This window comes from Streptomyces sp. NPDC033178 (genome assembly GCF_055577685.1).
On record NZ_JBVIPT010000027.1, the window covers coordinates 1 to 19,067 of the forward strand.

General features: G+C 69.6%; 13 protein-coding genes and 2 pseudogenes. 9 read left to right on the forward strand and 6 right to left on the reverse strand.

Going from position 1 to position 19,067, the window contains the following annotated elements; genetic code table 11:
- Positions 1–204 precede the first annotated feature (204 nt).
- Positions 205–1,386 (reverse strand): PP2C family protein-serine/threonine phosphatase, encoded by a 1,182-nt coding sequence (locus ACZ5VQ_RS43975; RefSeq protein ID WP_362083467.1) that lies wholly within the window; start codon positions 1,384–1,386, stop codon positions 205–207.
- A 186-nt stretch (positions 1,387–1,572) separates the two neighbouring features.
- Between ACZ5VQ_RS43975 and ACZ5VQ_RS43980 the strand changes: the two genes are divergently transcribed.
- Complete coding sequence (locus ACZ5VQ_RS43980) at positions 1,573–2,808, forward strand: GNAT family N-acetyltransferase (RefSeq protein ID WP_469109909.1); 1,236 nt, start codon at positions 1,573–1,575, stop codon at positions 2,806–2,808.
- Between the two features lie 70 nt (positions 2,809–2,878).
- Here ACZ5VQ_RS43980 and ACZ5VQ_RS43985 read toward each other — a convergent pair whose 3' ends face one another.
- Both ACZ5VQ_RS43985 and ACZ5VQ_RS43990 read right to left on the reverse strand, forming a co-directional pair.
- Positions 2,879–3,688: an Fpg/Nei family DNA glycosylase gene (locus ACZ5VQ_RS43985; RefSeq protein ID WP_469109910.1), complete on the reverse strand. Its 810-nt coding sequence runs from the start codon at positions 3,686–3,688 to the stop codon at positions 2,879–2,881.
- A 274-nt stretch (positions 3,689–3,962) separates the two neighbouring features.
- The gene (locus tag ACZ5VQ_RS43990) at positions 3,963–4,448 is read right to left on the reverse strand and encodes a ribose-5-phosphate isomerase (RefSeq protein ID WP_469109911.1); all 486 of its coding nucleotides are present in this window, start codon (positions 4,446–4,448) and stop codon (positions 3,963–3,965) included.
- A gap of 309 nt (positions 4,449–4,757) precedes the next feature.
- Here ACZ5VQ_RS43990 and ACZ5VQ_RS43995 point away from each other — a divergent pair, with 309 nt between their 5' ends.
- The gene (locus tag ACZ5VQ_RS43995; RefSeq protein ID WP_469109912.1) at positions 4,758–6,230 is read left to right on the forward strand and encodes an amino acid permease; all 1,473 of its coding nucleotides are present in this window, start codon (positions 4,758–4,760) and stop codon (positions 6,228–6,230) included.
- A 93-nt stretch (positions 6,231–6,323) separates the two neighbouring features.
- Here the strand turns inward: ACZ5VQ_RS43995 and ACZ5VQ_RS44000 are convergent, their stop codons facing one another.
- Positions 6,324–8,702 carry a serine/threonine-protein kinase gene (locus ACZ5VQ_RS44000; protein ID WP_469109988.1) on the reverse strand — a complete coding sequence of 793 codons (2,379 nt, stop codon included), beginning with the start codon at positions 8,700–8,702 and terminating at the stop codon, positions 6,324–6,326.
- A gap of 240 nt (positions 8,703–8,942) precedes the next feature.
- Here ACZ5VQ_RS44000 and ACZ5VQ_RS44005 point away from each other — a divergent pair, with 240 nt between their 5' ends.
- Positions 8,943–9,695: a hypothetical protein gene (locus ACZ5VQ_RS44005; RefSeq protein ID WP_469109913.1), complete on the forward strand. Its 753-nt coding sequence runs from the start codon at positions 8,943–8,945 to the stop codon at positions 9,693–9,695.
- 253 nt (positions 9,696–9,948) lie between these two features.
- Positions 9,949–11,292 (forward strand): annotated as a pseudogene (locus ACZ5VQ_RS44010) (FAD-binding oxidoreductase).
- Here ACZ5VQ_RS44010 and ACZ5VQ_RS44015 read toward each other — a convergent pair.
- A complete protein-coding gene (locus ACZ5VQ_RS44015) occupies positions 11,276–11,857 on the reverse strand; it encodes a biotin transporter BioY (RefSeq protein WP_469109914.1) in 582 nt (193 codons plus the stop codon). The pseudogene ACZ5VQ_RS44010 and the gene ACZ5VQ_RS44015 overlap by 17 nt on opposite strands.
- A 167-nt stretch (positions 11,858–12,024) precedes the next feature.
- Between ACZ5VQ_RS44015 and ACZ5VQ_RS44020 the strand changes: the two are divergent.
- From ACZ5VQ_RS44020 to ACZ5VQ_RS44035, 4 genes and pseudogenes are all read left to right on the forward strand, one after another.
- Positions 12,025–12,405, forward strand: a pseudogene (locus ACZ5VQ_RS44020) (TauD/TfdA family dioxygenase); the annotation flags it as partial.
- Between the two features lie 237 nt (positions 12,406–12,642).
- A complete protein-coding gene (locus ACZ5VQ_RS44025) occupies positions 12,643–14,043 on the forward strand; it encodes an amino acid permease (protein ID WP_469109989.1) in 1,401 nt (466 codons plus the stop codon).
- A 227-nt stretch (positions 14,044–14,270) separates the two neighbouring features.
- Positions 14,271–14,912 carry a superoxide dismutase gene (locus ACZ5VQ_RS44030; protein WP_469109915.1) on the forward strand — a complete coding sequence of 214 codons (642 nt, stop codon included), beginning with the start codon at positions 14,271–14,273 and terminating at the stop codon, positions 14,910–14,912.
- Between the two features lie 159 nt (positions 14,913–15,071).
- The gene (locus tag ACZ5VQ_RS44035) at positions 15,072–15,299 is read left to right on the forward strand and encodes a hypothetical protein (protein WP_190227907.1); all 228 of its coding nucleotides are present in this window, start codon (positions 15,072–15,074) and stop codon (positions 15,297–15,299) included.
- 48 nt (positions 15,300–15,347) lie between these two features.
- Here the strand turns inward: ACZ5VQ_RS44035 and ACZ5VQ_RS44040 are convergent, their stop codons facing one another.
- Positions 15,348–16,007, reverse strand: coding sequence for a mycothiol-dependent nitroreductase Rv2466c family protein (locus tag ACZ5VQ_RS44040; RefSeq protein ID WP_469109916.1), 660 nt, complete (start codon positions 16,005–16,007; stop codon positions 15,348–15,350).
- 192 nt (positions 16,008–16,199) lie between these two features.
- Here ACZ5VQ_RS44040 and pepN point away from each other — a divergent pair, with 192 nt between their 5' ends.
- Positions 16,200–18,782 (forward strand): aminopeptidase N, encoded by a 2,583-nt coding sequence (pepN, locus tag ACZ5VQ_RS44045; protein ID WP_469109917.1) that lies wholly within the window; start codon positions 16,200–16,202, stop codon positions 18,780–18,782.
- The last annotated feature ends 285 nt before the right edge of the window (positions 18,783–19,067 follow it).

The following is a 19,067-nucleotide window of genomic DNA, read 5'->3' on the forward strand; positions in this document are numbered from 1 at the left end:
TGGCGGGATGTGTGTCCGCAGCTTACGAAGACACCAGTGGTCGGCCACCGTGCGACAACTGCGCCTTACGTCACCGGCTGCGGACACACATCCCGACACGGCCCCGCACCCAGGAGACAAGCCGCAACCCCCACCCACCCAGGGGCGCGGGGAACTGCGCACCCAGCCACAGCGCACCCGCAGACGCAGACGCAGACGAACGACTCAGACCGTCGTCGGCCCCGTCGTCGCCCCCTCGCGGCAGATCAGCAACAGCGCCCGGTCGTCGTTCACGTCCTTCGCGACCGCCTCGATGAGGTGCCAGGCGGCGCCGTGGAAGCCCCCGGCCACGTACCGGTCGGCCTCGCCGGTCAGGCGGTCGATGCCCTCGACGATGTCCCGGTCGGACGTCTCGACCAGCCCGTCCGTGAAGAGCATCAGAACGTCCCCGGGCCGCAACGACCCCTTCACGGGGTCGAACTGGGCCCCGTCGTACACCCCCAGCAGCGGCCCCTCCGCGGCCTTCTCCTCCCAGCGCCCACTCCCCGCGCTGAGCTGCAGCCCGGGCGGATGTCCGGCCGAGAACAGCTCGTAGTCGCCCGAGTCCAGGTCCAGGACCAGATGGATCGACGTGGCGAAACCCTCGTCCCAGTCCTGGCGCAGCAGGTACCCGTTCGCCGCGGGCAGGAACGCGTGCGGGGGAAGCGAGCCCAGCAGCCCCCCGAACGCACCGGACAACAGCAGCGCACGCGACCCCGCGTCCATCCCCTTGCCGGAGACGTCCGTCAGGACGGCCTCAAGGGTGCGGCCCCCGTTCGTACGGGCCGCGACGACGAAGTCGCCGGAGAACGACTGGCCACCGGCCGGCCGCAGGGCCATCTCCCGATGCCAACCCATCGGCAGCTTCGGCAACTTGCTCTGCACCCGGATCCGCTCACGCAGATCGAACAGCATGGTCCCGCCCCGCCGCCACGGCACACCCACCCGGCTGCGGAACTGGGCGATCAGCAACCCGAAGAACCCGCACGCGGCCACGACCAGCACGATCCCGGGCGTCACCCGGGAAGGCCCCTCCGTGTACGGCCCGAGTTTCACGGACTCCACGATCAGCGCGGTGGCGGCCGCGGCGTACAGCCCGAGCAGACTCGACGGCCGCAGCAGCAGCCCGCCGGCGACGATCGGCAGGACCAGCAGAGCCGGCGAGCACCAGACCGAGTTCATGAGTGTGAGGCAGGCGATCACGGGAATGGTCAGCAGCAGTCCGGCGAGCGCGACCCAGTCGGAGCCGTCGCCGCGGAAGTAGTCGACAGCGGATCTGCGCAGGCCGGTGCGGACCCGGTGAACCTGCTTCTTCAACCGGGCCGTGAACGTATCGGCTTCAGCGCGCCGCTCTCGTCCTGCTGCCATTAGTTCGGGACCCTATCCATCGGACCAGGTGCTTGGCACGGGAGGTCCCACTTGTCCCCCGTCCGGGGACGGAAGTCACAGGGAATTCCGACCCTCGCAGAGCGTACGGCCGGATGCGGACCCGACATCCCCGGGCGGTGAGAAATACAGTCGCTCATCCCGGATTGCCCTGGTAGGCATGAGGACATGACGACAGAACTGCGCGTGCTGCGCCCGGACGACTGGGACAAGTGGTACGGGAACCTGGAGCTCGCGTTCGGCGGGGTCGCGGAATCCCCCGAGGAGAGGTCGCTGTGGAGCGACCTCACGGAGCACGACCGGTTCGTCGGCGCCTGGGACGGTGACGACTGTGTGGGCACGGCCGGGGCGTTCACGTTCCGGGTCACCGTCCCGGGCGGCGCCGCCGTGCAGGCGGCCGGCGTCACGATGGTGAGCGTCTCCTCGACGCACCGCAGGCGCGGTGTGCTGCGGTCGATGATGCGGCGCCAGCTGGACGACGTACGGTCCTGGGGGGAGTCGCTCGCCGTGCTCACGGCGTCCGAGCCCGTCATCTACGGCCGGTTCGGCTACGGCGTGGCGACACACCAACTGCGCGCCGAGATCGACACGTCCCGGGTGCGGCTGTCGGTGCCCCAGGGCACGGACGACGTACGGCTGCGGCTCGTGGCGCCGGACGCACCGGCCGTGGGCGACGCCTGCGAGGCCGTGTACGCGCGTCACGTGGCCGCCCGGCCCGGGATGCTGGAGCGCAGGCCCGGCTGGGAGCGGCTGCCGCTGCTCGACCCGGAGAGCGACCGCAAGGGCACGTCGCCACTGCAGTGCGTGCTCGCGGAGCGGGACGGCGAAGTGGTCGGCTACGCCCGGTACTTCATCAAGCCGGAGTGGGACTCGGCCGGCCCCAGCGGCGCCGTCGAACTGCGCGACCTGGAGGCGCTCGACCCGGCCGCGTACGCCGCGCTGTGGCAGCACCTCTTCGGCATCGACCTGACGTCGACGGTGAAGGCGCACAGCCGTCCCGTCGACGACGCCTGGCAGCATCTGGTCTCCGACGTCCGGCGGTGCGGTGTGTCGTTCCGGGACTCGTTGTACGTACGGCTCGTCGACGTCGGCGCGGCGCTGGAGGCACGGACGTACCAGGCGCCCGTGGACGTCGTGTTCGAGGTCGAGGACGCCTTCTGCCCCTGGAACGAGGGGCGTTGGCGGCTCACGGGTGACGCGAAGGGAGCGTCCTGTGCCCGGACGGCCGACGCGGCCGATCTCACCCTGTCCGTAAGGGAGTTGGGTTCGGCCTATCTCGGTGGCGTGTCCCTCGCCTCGCTCGCCGCGGCGGGGCGGGTGCGGGAGCTGCGCCAGGGCGCCCTCGCGGAGGCCTCGCTCGGCTTCTCCTCCGTCGTGGCGCCCTGGCTGCCGCACGGCTTCTGAGCCGTATCGGGCCCTGTCAGTTGTCGGCAGTCGGCAGTCGGATCCGACGGCTTCAGGCCGGCACCGGCCCTCAGGCCTTCTGACAGGTCGGGCACCAGAAGAGGTTGCGGGCGGCGAGATCGGCGGTGCGGATCTCGCCGCCACAGATGAGGCAGGGCAGGTTGGCCCTGCGGTACACGTAGACCTCGCCGCCGTGGTCGTCCTTGCGCGGCGGGCGGCCCATCGCCTCCGGTTCGTGCTCCGGGCGGACGGTGTCGATGCGGTTGTTGCGGACGCCCTCGCGCATGAGCGCGACCAGGTCCGCCCAGATCGCGTCCCACTCGGCCGCCGTGATGTCCTTGCCCGCTCTGTACGGGTCGATGCCGTGCCGGAAGAGGACCTCGGCGCGGTAGACGTTGCCCACGCCCGCGATGATCTTCTGGTCCATGAGGAGGGCGGCGATCGTCGTACGGCTGCGGGCGATGCGGGTGTACGCGCCGGCCGGTTCCGCGTCCTCGCGCAGGGGGTCCGGGCCCAGGCGGGCGTGTATCGCCTGCTTCTCCGTGTCCGTGATCAGTGTGCAGGTGGTGGGGCCGCGGAGGTCCACGTACGTGGTGTCGTTCGCGAGTCTCAGGCGGACCGTGTCCGTGGGCGGGGGTGCCGGGGTGGTGCCGAAGTTCACCTTGCCGAAGAGGCCGAGGTGGATGTGGATCCAGTCCTCGGACTCGAAGCGGAGGAAGAGGTGTTTGCCGTGGGCTTCCGCCGTGGTGAATTCCGTGCCGTTCAGCAGGGCTGCGGCGTCTGTGAACTTGCCCTGGGGGCTGGTGACGTGCGCCCTGCGCCCACCGAAGCCGGAGAGGTAGTCCTCGGCCAGCCGATGGATGGTGTGCCCTTCGGGCACGGGGCCTCCTGGTTGGGGTGCGGTACGAGCGGTTTCTCTTCCCCAGCCCCACCCCTTCCCGAAACTGGGGGCTGCGCCCCCAGACCCCCGCTTTCGGCCTGAACGGCCTCGTCCTCAAACGCCGGACGGGCTGAGATGTGCCTGGACTGGGCTATAGAAGCTCAGCCCAGTCCAGGCAATCTTTAGCCCCTCCGGCGTTTGAGGAGCGGGGGTTCGGGGGCAGCGCCCCCGAAAGGGACGGGAATGGGTAGGGGCGGCGGGGGCGAAGAAAGTCCTAGCCCTGCGGGTGGTGGGCCGGGATCTCCGGGAGGGCGCCCGTCGTCTCGTACGTCGACAGCATGTCGATGCGGCGGATGTGGCGCTCGTCGCCGGAGAACGGAGTACCGAGGAAGATCTCGACGAACTTGGTCGCCTCCTCCTCGGTGTGCATCCGCGCACCGACAGCCACCACGTTGGCGTCGTTGTGCTCCCGCCCGAGCGCCGCGGTCTGCTCGCTCCACGCGAGAGCGGCCCGAACCCCCTCGACCTTGTTCGCCGCGATCTGCTCCCCGTTCCCCGAGCCGCCGATCACGATGCCCAGCGAGCCCGGGTCGGCCGCCGTGCGCTCCGCGGCGCGGAGGCAGAACGGCGGGTAGTCGTCCTGGGCGTCATAGATGAGGGGCCCGCAGTCGACGGGCTCGTGCCCGGCCGCCCTGAGCCACTCGACGAGGTGGTTCTTGAGTTCGAAACCGGCATGGTCGGAGCCGAGATACACGCGCATGGTCCGAGTGTGACACGCCTGTTTCCGATCGGCCCCGTCGGGGCAGGCGCACGAAATGCGCCGCGTCGCATGACGGAAAAGTGTGAGTAACACTACAGAACCTCAAGGAAACCTCAAGTAACGATCTGGATTCAAAGGTTCACGAATCCATTCACCTGGGATTCACTGGACCGGCTTGTGCACCTCGTGTGCATCGCCCGTACACCGCTCGTACGGGCTTCCCGTAGGAATCCGCAGAATCTGCGGTGGCTCGCAGTCCCCCACGCAGTCCCCTCCCCCACAGTCCCCTGCGCAAAGGAACACCGTCCTATGACCTCGCAGCCGACCCTGACGAAGGCCGGAAACGGCCCCGACGGACCCGGAGAACCCGGAGGACCCGACGCCGGTCTCCAGGCCGGGCTCAAGAACCGTCACCTCTCGATGATCGCCATCGGCGGAGTCATCGGCGCCGGCCTGTTCGTCGGCTCCAGCTCCGGCATCGCCACCGCGGGCCCCGGCATCCTCCTGTCGTACGCCCTCGTCGGCACGATGGTCGTCCTCGTGATGCGGATGCTCGGCGAGATGTCCGCCGCGAATCCGACCTCGGGTTCGTTCTCCGCGCACGCGGACCGGGCGCTCGGCCGCTGGGCCGGGTTCTCGATCGGCTGGCTGTACTGGTTCTTCTGGGTCGTCGTGCTCGCCATCGAGGCGACCGCGGGTGCCGTGATCCTGGAGAGCTGGATCCCCGCCGTACCGCAGTGGGGCTGGGCGCTCATCGTCATGGTCGTCCTGACTGCGACGAACCTGGTCTCCGTCGGCTCGTACGGCGAGTTCGAGTTCTGGTTCGCCGGGATCAAGGTCGTCGCGATCGGCGCGTTCATCGTCATCGGCGGGCTCGCGGTCTTCGGCGTACTGCCGGGTGTCGACAGCGACACGGCAGGGCTCGGGAACCTCACCGACCACGGCGGATTCCTGCCCAACGGGCCCGGCGCGATCCTGACCGGCATCCTGCTCGTCGTCTTCTCCTTCATGGGCAGCGAGATCGCCACCCTCGCGGCGGGCGAGTCGGAGAACCCGCAGCGCGCGGTGACCAAGTCCACCAACAGCATCATCTGGCGGATCGGCGTCTTCTACCTCGGCTCGATCTTCGTCGTGGTCACGCTGCTGCCCTGGGACTCCGACGCCATCCAGAAGGACGGTTCGTACGTCGCCGCCCTGAACTCGCTCGGCATCCCGAACGCCGGCGAGATCATGAAGTTCATCGTGCTGACGTCCGTGCTGTCCTGTCTCAACTCCGGCCTCTACACGGCCTCCCGCATGGCCTTCTCCCTCGGCCAGCGCGGTGACGCCCCGAAGGCCTTCGCCCGTACCACCAGCCGTGGTGTGCCGCTGACGGCGATCATCGCCTCCGTCGTCTTCGGCTTCGTGGCGGTGTTCTTCAACTACGAGTTCCCCGACTCGGTCTTCCTCTTCCTGGTCAACTCCTCCGGTGCGGTCGCCCTGTTCGTCTGGCTCGTCATCTGCCTCTCGCAGCTGCGGATGCGGAAGATCATCGAGCGCGAGACTCCGGAGAAGCTGGTCGTGCGGATGTGGCTGTACCCGTATCTGACGTACGCGACGATCGCGCTGATCGTCTTCGTCCTCGGCTACATGCTCACCGACACCGAGCACGACGGCCGCCAGACGGTACTGCTGTCGCTTCTCGTCGCGGCCGTCGTCGTCGGCATCGCGCTGGTACTGGAGAAGGTGCGGCGCGGGAAGGCCCGGGCCGAGCTGCAGGAGGAGCAGGACTCCACGGTCTGACGGTCTGACGGCTCAGACCTGTTCTCTGTACGACGCCTCCGTGGGATTCTCCACGGAGGCGTCGTCGTTGTTGATGGGTCTCCGGCTCGTGCGTCACAGGGGCGTGAAGCTGTCCTTGACCTCCTCGTAGACCGGGAGTGCTCGGTCCTCGATGTCGGGGCGGTACCACGTGGTGATCTCGTAGTACTTGCCGTCCGCGTTGAAGCCGAGCAGCCGGGCGTGCCAGGGCAGTCCCTTGGCCGTGACCGTGTACTCCCAGACGACCGCGGGCGCGTCGCGGAACGTGGTCTCCTCCAGCCGGATCCGCTGGTAGTCGAGGCCCTTACTGGTGTCCTTCTCCGTCTTCGTCCACTGGTCCATCAGGTCGCCCCTGGCCGGAGCCGCGTTGGCGAGGATCTCCTGTTGGCGGTCCGGGGAGGTGTAGTGGACCTCGGCGCCGCTCTGCACCACCCGTTCCCAGCCCTCGGGCGGGACCCACGCGTACATGCCGGCCTCCGTACGGGAGCCCTCCGGGAGGGTGGGCGGCCGGGCGGTGCCCGCGACGGTGGGGGGCGGCGTGGACGCGGTGCCGCCGGTGGCGGAGGAGGAGGACGACGGAGAGGCCTTGTCCTTGTCGTCGGGGGATCCGCCGAGCGCCGGGATCACCAGGGCTGCGACGACACCGGCGACGACCACACCCGCGGCGGCCACGACTCCCTTACGGTTCCGGCTCCAGGTCCGGCCGCGGCGCGGGTCGGCCGGTACGGCGGGACCGAGCGGTTCGCCCGGCGGCATCGGGGCGGACCTGGGCCTGGTGGGCAGTGAGTTGTTCCGGTTGGCCGCCGGTTCCGGCCCTTCCGGCCGGATGCCGGACGCGTGGAAGGGGTATCCGACGGCCGCTCCCGCGGAGGGGATCTCCGGAGTTCCCTCGGGCGGGGCCTCGGAGGACGCGTTCTCGGGGTCGGGGGGTGCGGGGCCGGTGGGCGCTGCGGGCTCTGCGGGCTCTGCGGGGAGCGGTTCGGGGGCGGCCGGTTCCTCCGGAGACGGGGTCGGGGTCGGGGTCGGGGCTGAGCTTGGGCCGGCGGCAGAGGCGGGGTCGGCCGCCTCTTCGGATTCGGGTGCACTCCACAGCGTCGGTGTACGCCGTACCGGCACCGCGTCCTCCACCGGCTCCGCCGGCCTCGGGGTGCCCTCGCCCGTCGGCGGAGTGACGGGCGGCGGCTCCAGGACCGGGATCCGGAGCAACGGAGGTGTCGGGTGCTCGGTCGGCGGCGGAGGCTCGGCCGGCGGGGCCGGGGCCTCCACGCGCGGCTCCGGTGGTGCCTGACCGGCGGCACCGGGTGCGGACTCGGCCGTACGGGCAGCCGCCGGTACGGATCCCGATCGCGCCCCGGAACCGGACCCGAGGCCTGAGCCGGAGCTGGAGCCGGATCCGGACTCCCATCCGGACCTGGACTCGGACCCGAGTCCTGGAGCAGGCCCCGATGCCGGACCGGATTCAGAACCCGCTCCCGCTCCTTCTCCTCCCGCTCCCGCTCCTCCTTCTCCTTCTGCTCCCTCTACTCCTCCTTCTCCTTCTCCGGGCTCCGTCGCCGCTCCCGGAGCCGTCCTCTCGCCCTGCGCCGGGCCGACCGGCCGAGCCGACTCGGTCAGTTCGGCCGGCTCAGCCGGCACAAGTTGCTCCGGACCGACCGCCGTGCCCAGCCCCGCCGTCGCACCCGGCGGCGCGGACGCCCCCGTACTGCCGTCCGCCACCGGCCCGAGGATTGCCGCCAGTTCCTCCAGGCCGGGCCGTACCGACGGGTCCTTGAACAGCAGGGCCGTCAGGACCTCCCTCAACTCGCCCGCCGCGGACGGGATCTCCGGCTCCTCGTACAGCACGGCGTGCAGGGTGGCGAGGGTGGTCGCGCGGGAGAAGGGCGAGCGGCCGCCGAGGGCCGCGCAGAGGGTGGCGCCGAGGGACCAGAGGTCGGACGGCGGGCCCTGAGGGCGGCCGGAGACCCGCTCGGGTGCCATGTAGTCGGGGGAGCCGACCAGCATTCCCGCCATCGTCAGCGCCTCGGCGTCCTGGATCGCGGCGATGCCGAAGTCGGTGAGGACGACCCGGCCAGCGCGCCGCTCGACCAGTACGTTGGCCGGCTTGATGTCCCGGTGCAGCACGCCCCCCGCGTGCACCTGGCCGAGCGCGGCGACCAGTCCGAGCCCGATCCGTGCCGTGCCGCGCGGGCTCAGCGGTCCGTCCTCCGCCAGGACCCGGTCCAGGGAACGGCCGTCGACCAGTTCCATCACGATCCACAGCCGTTCCCCCTGGTCCACCACGTCGTACACGCGCACGACGTTGGGGTGGTCGATCCGGGCCGTTGCCCTGGCCTCGCGCAGGGTTCGTTCGCGGCGGGTCCTGCTGTCCTCCTGGTCCATGCCGTCGATGCGCATTTCCTTGACGGCGACCTGTCGGTCGAGGATTTCGTCGACGGCGCGCCACACCCGTCCCATTCCCCCCTGACCAATGCTCTCGGCCAGCCGGTAACGGCCCGTCACCAGCAATCCCGGAATACCGCCCCTCGTTATTTCCGGCACCCCCATGCCCCCCTTCAACACCCGCCACACAAGAACCGCAAAGAAGCACAATGGTCACAACTTCGTGCCGCACCAGCATAGTGGGGAGAAATCTTGTGGTACCACTTCAAAGACTGCGAATTCAGGCGCAGTCAGGGGGATACAAGGGGGACGAACATGAGTTCTCGTCGCATGACGATCGCCACTGGATCGCTGCTCACTGCATCTTTCTCGGCAGTGATGATCTTTTCCTTCTCCGCCGGCGCGGACGACGAAGGGCCGATGAGTGGCAAGGGTGGGAAGGCCATTGACAAGGCGCCCGCGGGTGTCGAACTGACGACCATGCTGCCCGAGAAGATCGAGGTCGACAACAGCTCACAGGAAACGGCGATTACCGCCACGGTAAAGAACGGGGGGACGAAGGACAGCGGCGAAATCCGACTGCTTGTGGTCGGTTTTGATGGCCTCTCGGTCAAGGGTGTAGAAGGCTGTGCGGAAATCGCCGAGAAAGACCTCCCCGAAGGTTCGAACAGTGGTTTCGCATGTGCCATCGACAACCTCGCGGCCGGCAAGTCGAAGTCGTACGCCGTGGACGCGACCTTCGATCTGAAGAAGGAGGGCAAGATCTGCCTGCCCGTCCAGGACGCCGACGGCAAGCAGACGTTCTGGCAGCAGGGCCCGGTCCCGTTCGGCGCGAACAACCCGTCGCCGAACGCACCGGCCACACCGCTCCTGCTCGGCACCGACAACAGCCCGGTCACCCCGGGCAGTGACAAGGCCGGCGGTGACAAGTCGGGCGGCAAGGAACTGCCCAAGACCGGCCCGGCCGACCGGATCCTGCCGCTCGGCGCGGTCGGCGCGGCGCTGATCTCCGCGGGCGCGGCGGGCCTGTGGTGGACACAGCGGCGGCCCCAGCGGAGTGAGTCGTAGGCCTCCACACCCCACTGCACGACTGCACGACTGCACGACTGCACGACTGCACGACAGGTACGCGTACGGCGCCTCCGCGGTCTCACCGCGGAGGCGCCGTCGCGCCCGGGGAGGACGTGGGGAAAAGCTGACGGCGGATGTCAGGTAATCCGGCCAGCATGGCGCCGCACAGCCATTCAGCCGTAGAGCCGTAGAGCCGCGAAGACACCCCGTGAGCCTGCAGGACTTCATCACCCCCGACCGTCTTGTTCTCGTGCCCGGCGACCCCGGATTCGAGGACGAACTCGCCGGATTCCAGACGGGGTTCGCACAGCGGCCCGATGTCGTGTTCGCCGCGCGCTCCGCCGACGACGTGGCCGCCGCGGTCGCGTACGCCGCCGCCGAGGAGCTGCCGGTCGGTGTGCAGGCCACCGGGCACGGCCTGCCGGAGGCGTCGGAAGGCGGTGTGCTGATCACGACGAAGCGCATGGACCGCGTGGCGGTCGACGCCGAGGCACGCACGGTCCGTGTGCAGGCGGGCGTCCGCTGGAGCCAGGTCGTCGCGGCCGCCGAGCCGTACGGGCTCGCCCCGCAATGGGGGCACCTCCCACGCCCTTAAGGCAGTGGGGGAGGTTCGGCGCCGGGCGTGGGAGCCGTCGCGTACACGCTGGGCGGTGGACTCGGCATCCTGGCAAGGGAGTTCGGGTACGCGGCCGACCACGTGCACTCCCTGGATGTCGTGACGGCGGACGGCCGGCTCCGGCACGTGACCCCCGACTCCGATGGCTCCGACGACTCCGAGCTGTTCTGGGGACTGCTCGGTGGCGGCGCGAACCTGGGTGTGGTGACGGAGTTGGAGATCGGGCTCGTACTGGTGACGCGGCTGTACGGCGGATCTCTCGCCTTCGACGGGCGCGCGGTGGATCCGGTGGCGGCGCTGAGCGCGTACGAACGCTGGACGGCGACCGCCCCGGACGGTCTGACGTCGTCGTTCGCGGCCGTGCCCTGTCCGGACGTTCCGGCGTTGCCGTCACATCTGCGTGGGCGGTACGTCGTGTCGGTGCGGGTCGCGTACACGGGTGCCGATGGTGAGCGGCTCGTCGCGCCGCTGCGCGGGATCGGCCCGGTGCTCTCGGACTCGCTGCGCGAGATGCCGTACGCCGACAGCCGCACCATCCACTCCGACCCGGACTTCCCGCACGCGTACTACGGGGACAGCGCGGTGCTGAGCCGGCTGGACGTGGCCGCGGCGGGCGAACTCCTCGCGCTGACCGGCCCGGACGCGCCCTCGATGTACGTCGTCCAGATCAACCACCTCGGCGGAGCGCTGGCCGAGCCGCGGCCGAACGCCGTGCCGCATCGCGAGGGGCGTTTCCTCGTACGGGTCCTCGGTGGCGTCGACGATCCGGCGCGGGAGCGGTTGCACCGGGCGCTCGCCGCGGTGGAGCCGTGGACGATCGGGCGGGCGTTGAACTTCGCGTTCGGGGCGGGCGGGCGTGCGGCGGAGGGGCTGTACGACTCCACAACGCACAAGAGGCTCGCCGGGCTGAAGTCGGTGTACGACCCGGCGAACCTTTTCCGCAGGAACTACGACGTGTCCGTCAGCTCTCGCGCTTGACGAACTTCCAGGCGGTGGGCAGCACGCCCATCGCGAGGGCGGCCTTGAGCGCGTCGCCGAGGAGGAACGGGGTGAGGCCGGCCGCGATGGCCTGGGTCATCGTCATGTCGGCGGCGAGCGCCAGGTACGGGACGCCGATCGCGTAGATGATCGCCTCGCCCAGGAGCATCGTGCCGGCCATGCGTACGACCGAGCGGTCGGCGCCGCGGCGGGCGAGGGCGCCCACGACGGTGGCCGCGAGCAGCATGCCGAGGATGTAGCCGAAGGACACGGTGGCGCCGGCGCTGCCCTCGGCGAACCACGGGACGCCTGCGAGGCCGAGCAGTGCGTAGATCGCGAGGGAGGCGAGGCCTCGGCCGGTGCCGAGTGCGGTACCTACGAGGAGGGCCGCGAAGGTCTGGCCCGTCACCGGGACCGGGGAACCCGGGACCGGGACCGCTATCTGGGCCGCGAGGCCCGTGAGCGCGGCGCCGCCGACCACGAGTGCGGCGTCCCTTACGCGGGAGGCGGGGAGCAGGTCGGCGATTACCTGGCCCGGGCGGGTGGGGGCGACGGCGGTGGTCATGGGGGCTCCGGCGGGTGTGGGCAGTTCGGGACACGGTGACGCTATCCCAGGGGGGTTGGGGGCAGCACCGTCAGCGGTCGACAAAGGGGGGATCCGCTGTGTGGTGGACCTCTTACAAAGAGTGTGGTGTACACCCGTGGGGGCGTGATGCTGGTCACTGAGGTGGGGTGGGGTTCCCGACGGGATGCGGGCTGACGCCATCTGTAGGGTCCCGCCAAAGGATTCTCGCCCCCGCCGCCCCTACCCGTTCCCGTCCCTTTTCGGGGGCCAGCCCCCGAACCCCCGCTCCTCAAACGCCGGAGGGGCTGAAGATTCGGACGCCGGAGGGGCTGAATGCTTCGCGGCCCGGGCCGACACCTCCAGCCCGTCCGGCGTTTGAGGACGAGCGCGGCAGCGCGATACGGGGGTCTGGGGGCGGAGCCCCCAGGGAGGGACGGGTAGAGAACGTCCTGCGCCACCGCTGGTCCCCGAACCAGCTCGTCCTCTTCGACAACCGCATCACCCAGCACTACGCCATCGACAACTACGACGGTCTGCCGCGCCGCCTGAACCGGGTGACGGTCGCCGGTGACGTGCCGGTCGGCATCGAGGGCAAGGAGAGCTACTCGATCGCGGGGGACGCCTCGCACTACACGTCGTCGCCACGTACCCGACGGCCGCGTAATCGGAATCTCGCACTCCGTGTCGAGTTCGTCCACATGATGGGCAGCCTCTCCGTGCGGGCGGAGGGGCTGCCCAGACTGTGGGCGTTTTTGCCCTCGCACGCAAGGGACCCACCCGCACTCATGTCCCGTACCACCCACGACCCCGCGCCCGGCACTCCCGACGCGGACGTCTCGCTCTCGCACGGCCTCAAGCAGCGCCATCTGTCGATGATCGCCCTCGGCGGGGTGATCGGCGCGGGCCTGTTCGTCGGCTCAGGCGCCGGCATCGCGGCCGCCGGCCCGTCGATCGTCGTCGCGTACGCCGTCTCCGGTCTGCTCGTCATGCTCGTGATGCGGATGCTCGGCGAGATGTCGGCCGCCTATCCGTCGTCCGGTTCCTTCTCCGCGCACGCCGAGCGGGCGATCGGGCCGTGGGCGGGGTTCACCGCCGGCTGGTCGTTCTGGGTGCTGCTCTGCACGGCCGTCGGCCTGGAGGGCATCGGCGCCGCGAAGATCGTGACGGGCTGGCTGCCGGGTACGCCGGAGTGGGCCTGGGTGGCCCTCTTCATGGTCGTCTTCTGCGTAGCGAACCTGGCCGCCGTGAAGAACTTCGGCGAGTTCGAGTTCTGGTTCGCCGCGCTCAAGGTGGGCGCGATCACGCTGTTCCTGGTGCTCGGCGTGCTGGCGATCGCCGGGGTCCTGCCCGGCACGGACTCCCCCGGCCTCACGAACCTCACCGGCGAGGGAGGCTTCCTGCCCAACGGCAGCGAGGGGCTCGTCATCGGCCTGCTCGCCTCGGTCTTCGCGTACGGCGGCCTGGAGACCGTCACCATCGCGGCGGCCGAGTCGCAGGACCCGGTCCGGGGTGTCGCGAGCGCCGTGCGCACCGCGATGTGGCGCATCGCGCTCTTCTACATCGGCTCGATGGCGGTCATCGTCACGCTCGTCCCGTGGGACTCGAAGGCGGTCGTCGAGAAGGGCCCGTACGTCGCCGCCCTCGACCACCTGGGCATTCCGGGCGCGGGCCAGCTCATGAACGTGGTCGTGCTGGTCGCCCTGCTCTCGGCGATGAACGCCAACATCTACGGCTCCTCGCGCATCGCGTACTCGCTGGTGGAGCGGGGGCAGGGACCGAAGGCCCTCGGCCGGGTGTCGGGGGGCGTCCCGCGGACCGCGGTCCTCGCCTCCTCCGTCTTCGGCTTCGTCTGCGTCCTGCTGAGCCACTGGCGCCCCGACGACGTCTTCCCCTGGCTGCTGAACATGATCGGCGCGGTGATCCTGGTCGTCTGGATCTTCATCGCGGTCTCCCAGCTCCGCCTGCGCCGCGGCCTGGAACGCGAGGCCCCACAGAAGCTGGTCGTACGGATGTGGGCGTTCCCGGTACTGACCTGGGTGGCCCTCGCGGGCATGCTGGCGATCTTCATCCTGATGGTCCGGGAACCGGACACCCGGGTGCAGCTGTACTCGACGGGCGGGATGACACTGGCACTGGCGGCGGCCGGCTACGCCTGGCAGAAGGCAAGGGCGGATCGCGCCCCTTAGGGGCGCGGGGAACTGCGCAGCCCTAGAGGGGCTCGGGGCTGTGACGATTTACGGCTCCGCCGCGTAGGCGCGCCCAGCCCCCACGCACCCGCACACTCTCGAACAGCCATCAAGTGAAGCGCCCCCGCCCGGGGGCGCTTTTCGTGTGCCCCGCGCACCCTCCCACCCTCTTGCTGCTAGCGTGCACTTGCAAGTAGTTTGCAATAAGAGGTCGGAGAGGACCTGGCATGGCCGTCTACACACTTCCCGAACTGCCGTACGACTACTCCGCGCTCGCACCCGTGATCAGCCCCGAGATCATCGAGCTGCACCACGACAAGCACCACGCGGCGTACGTGAAGGGGGCGAACGACACCCTGGACCAGCTCGCCGAGGCGCGGGACAAGGAGTCGTGGGGTTCGGTCAACGGGCTGGAGAAGAACCTCGCCTTCCACCTCTCCGGGCACATCCTGCACAGCATCTACTGGCACAACATGACGGGCGAGGGCGGCGGTGAGCCCCTCGCGTCGGACGGGGTGGGCGAGCTCGCCGACGCCATCACCGAGTCCTTCGGTTCCTTCGGCGCGTTCAAGGCCCAGCTGACGAAGGCCTCCGCGACGACTCAGGGTTCCGGCTGGGGCGTACTCGCGTACGAGCCCCTCAGCGGCCGCCTGATCGTCGAGCAGATCTACGACCACCAGGGCAACGTCGGCCAGGGCTCGGTGCCGATCCTGGTCTTCGACGCCTGGGAGCACGCCTTCTACCTCCAGTACCGGAACCAGAAGGTCGACTTCATCGACGCCATGTGGCAGGTCGTCAACTGGCAGGACGTGGCACGTCGTTACGGGGCCGCCAGGTCCCGCGCCGATGTGTTGCTGCTCGCCCCCTGAACCTGCCTCGACCCGCCCCTCCGAGGGCGGCCCGAAGCGACCTGCCTCGTGATCGTCTTCTCACCTTTCGCGCGGGCAGGCGGCAAGAGGGAAGACCCCCGCGAGGACGTGACTCGCGGGGGTCTTCCGGTACGGGAGGCTCCGGGTGATGGTTACCGGATGCGCAAGCGAAGCTGCTTCACCTGCAAGAGCCTTGAGGAAGAGCACCGCTTCCTGGAAACCCAGGAAGCGGCCTGGCTCAAGAAGGAGACGGGTGAGAAGAACGTGGACGGATTCATGGTGTGCCTGGCGCCCCTGAACGACGAGGGCAAGCAGTGCCGCAACCTGCGGACCTACTTCACCGAGAAGCCGTTCAGGGAGCCTCTGCGCCTGCCCGAACCGAGCTGAGCCGAACCGAGCCGAGCCGACCGAGCCCGCCGCTGCCGGCTCCCCCGGTCAGAGGTTGCTGAAGTCCGGGCCCTTGGTCCGCGTGCGCTTGATCTCGTAGAAGCCCGGTATCGAGGCGACCATCAGCGTGCCGTCCCACAGCTTGCCGGCCTCGTCACCCTTGGGGGCCGGGGTGACGACCGGGCCGAAGAAGGCGATCTGCTCGCCGTCGGAGCCGGGGACCGCTATCACGGGGGTGCCGACCTCCTGGCCGACCTTGTCTATGCCCTCCTTGTGGGAGGCGCGCAGCTGGGGCTCGTACGGGGTGTCGTCCCAGTGGTCCAGAAGGGACTCGGGCAGGCCGACGTCCTTCAGGGCGGCGGCGACGATCTCCTTGCCGGGGCCCTCACCCTGGTTGTGGAAGCGGGTGCCGAGCGCGGTGTAGAGATCGCCGAGCACCTCGGAGCCGTGCTCCTCCTGGGCCGCTATGACGACGCGGACCGGGCCCCACGCCTTCGTGCCGAGGAACTCGCGGTACTCCTCGGGCAGGTCGTCGAGCTTGTCCTCGTTCAGTACGGCGAGGCTCATCAGATGCCAGCGGACCTCGATGTCCCGGACCTTCTCCACCTCCAGGACCCACCGCGAGGTCATCCACGCCCAGGGGCAGAGCGGGTCGAACCAGAAGTCGACGGGGGTCTTGCCGGCGGTCTGCGCGGTCTGCTCGGACATGCTTCTCCTCGGTACGGATCCCGGTGCGGGTCTTGGGGGTTCTCAGTCGTGTCCTTCAGCCCCAACGCAACCGGTCACCTGTGCCATTCCCGGGTGTCCGGGGTCAGGGGCACATGGCAGGATCGGTGCTGTTCACGCGTACCCAGACGCGTACCCGACGCGTATCCATGACGCCACGAGGGAGTGCCGCCCGTGCCCGGTGAGAATCTGTCCCGCGACGAGGCCCGCGAGCGGGCCGCACTGCTGTCCGTCGAGGGGTACGAGGTGTCCCTGGACCTGCGCTCCGCGGTGGGCGGTACGGATGCCGGGCCGCGCACCTTCCGATCGGTGACGACGATCCGCTTCCGCAGCGCCGAGCCGGGTGCCACGACCTTCGCGGACCTGATCGCCCCGAGCGTCACGGCCGTCTCGCTGAACGGCAGGGACCTCGACCCGGGCGCGGTCTTCGACGGCTCGCGCATCCTCCTGGAGGACCTGTCCGAGGACAACGAGCTCGTGGTCGACGCCCAGTGCGCGTACAGCCGCACCGGCGAGGGCATGCACCGCTTCGTCGACCCGGAGGACGGCGAGGTCTACCTCTACACGCAGTACGAGCCGGCCGACTCCCGCCGTGTCTTCGCGAACTTCGAGCAGCCGGACCTCAAGGCGCCCTTCCGGTTCGAGGTGCGGGCCCCCGAGGGCTGGGTCGTGTGGAGCAACGGCGTCGGTGAACTCGCCGACGGGGTCTGGAAGTTCGCCGAGACCAAGCCCATCTCGACGTACATCACGGCGTTCGTCGCGGGCCCGTACCACTATGTGACGGACTCCTACGAGCGCGTCTTCGAGGACGGTACGCGCCTGGAGATCCCGCTCGGCGCGATGTGCCGCAAGGGCCTGGCCCGGCACTTCGACTCCGACGACGTCTTCCTCGTCACCAAGCAGGGGCTCGACTTCTTCCACGACAACTTCGACTACCCGTACCCGTTCGGGAAGTACGACCAGGCGTTCGTGCCGGAGTACAACCTCGGCGCGATGGAGAACCCGGGACTCGTCACCTTCCGCGAGGAGTTCATCTTCCGCGGCAGGGTGACGCAGGCGTCGTACGAGCGCCGGGCGAACGTGATCCTGCACGAGATGGCCCACATGTGGTTCGGCGACCTGGTGACCATGGTGTGGTGGGACGACCTGTGGCTGAAGGAGTCCTTCGCGGACTTCATGGGCACGTTCTCGATGGTCGAGGCGACCCGCTTCACGAACGGCTGGATCACCTTCGCCAACAACCGCAAGTCCTGGGCGTACCGTGCCGACCAGCTGCCCTCCACACACCCGATCACGGCCGACATCCGTGACCTGGAGGACGCCAAGCTCAACTTCGACGGGATCACGTACGCCAAGGGCGCTTCTGTTCTGAAGCAGTTGGTGGCGTACGTCGGGCGGGACGCGTTCCTGGAGGGCGCCCGCCGCTACTTCAAGCGGCACGCGTACGGGAACACCCAGCTCGGTGATCTGCTGTCCGTCCTGGAGGAGACCAGTGGGCGCGACATGGCCACCTGGTCGCGGTCCTGGCTGCAGACCGCCGGGGTCAACTCCCTTACACCGCAGGTGATTCTGAGCTCGGAGGGGCGCGTCACCGAGCTGGCGATCCTCCAGGAGGCGGCCGAGTCGCATCCCGAACTGCGCCCGCACCGGGTGGCGGTGGGCCTGTACCGGCGGTCGCCCGAGGGCGTGGTGGAGCGGTACGCGCGCGCCGAGGTGGACGTCGAAGGACCGCGCACGGTCGTCGGGGAACTGGTGGGCACGGAGGCTCCCGACCTGGTGCTCGTGAACGACGACGACCTGACGTACTGCAAGATCCGGTTCGACGAGGGCTCGTTGGCGGCCCTGCGGGACGGTCTGGGCGACATCACCGACCCGCTGGCCCGCGCCCTGTGCTGGTCGGCGCTGTGGAACCTGACCCGCGACGCGCTCATGCCCGCCCGGGACTTCATCGACCTGGTTCTGCGCTTCGCGGGCCGCGAGACCGACATCGGCGTGCTCCAGATGCTGCACGCGTGGGCGAACTCCGCGCTCACCCACTACGCGGCTCCCGAGTGGCGGGGCGAGGGCGGACGGCTGCTCGCCGAGGGCGCGCTGCGCGAGCTGCGGCTGACCGAGCCCGGCAGCCAGCACCAGCTGACCTGGGCGCGGTTCTTCGCGGCGGTCGCGTCCGGCGAGGCCGATCTCCAGCTGCTCCAGGGGCTGTTGGAGGGCACGGCGAAGATCGACGGACTTGAGGTGGACCAGGAGCTGCGCTGGGCTCTCCTGGAGCCGCTCGCCGCGCACGGGGTCGCGGACGAGGGCGTCGTCGCGGCCGAGCTGGCGCGGGACGACACGGCGTCGGGCAAGCGTCATCAGGTGCGGTGCCTGGCCGCGCGGCCCTCCGCGGCGGTCAAGGCCCAGGCGTGGGCGTCCGTCGTCGAGTCGGACTCGCTGTCCAACGCGCTGGTCGAGGCCACGATTGCGGGCTTCGCCCAGTCGTCGCACCGGGAGCTGACCGCTCCGTACGCGTCGAAGTACTTCGAGGTGATCGAGCGGGTGTGGGGTGAGCGGTCGATCCAGATCGGGATGGACGTGGTGAAGGGGTTGTTCCCTTCGCTGCAGGATTCTCGGGGGACCTTGGAGGCGGCGGATGCGTGGCTTGCCGCCCGGGGGGAGGCTGCGCCGGCGCTTCGGAGGCTGGTTCTGGAGGCTCGTGATGATCTGGGGCGGGCCCTGCGGGGGCAGGCGTGTGACGGTGCGGGTGCCGTCGGCGAATGAAGGGTGCGGTTCGTGGTCTCGTGCGGGTACGTGGGGACTGGTCGCGCAGTTCCCCGCGCCCCTAAAAGATTGCGCCGTTCCCCGCGCCCCTAATCCCCGCGCCCCTAACGGGGCCACGAGCTCGGCGTGTTGACTTTCGTCCCGTCCATAACAGTTACGGAATGCGGGTAATCAGTGCCGTGACCCCCGTACGGACCAGGGGGTTTCGGCAGTCGAACGCTTGCACTTTAGGGCGAGCTTGTCCGGTTTTGTCGACGGGCGTGTAACAGCGGTTAGCAGGGGGAT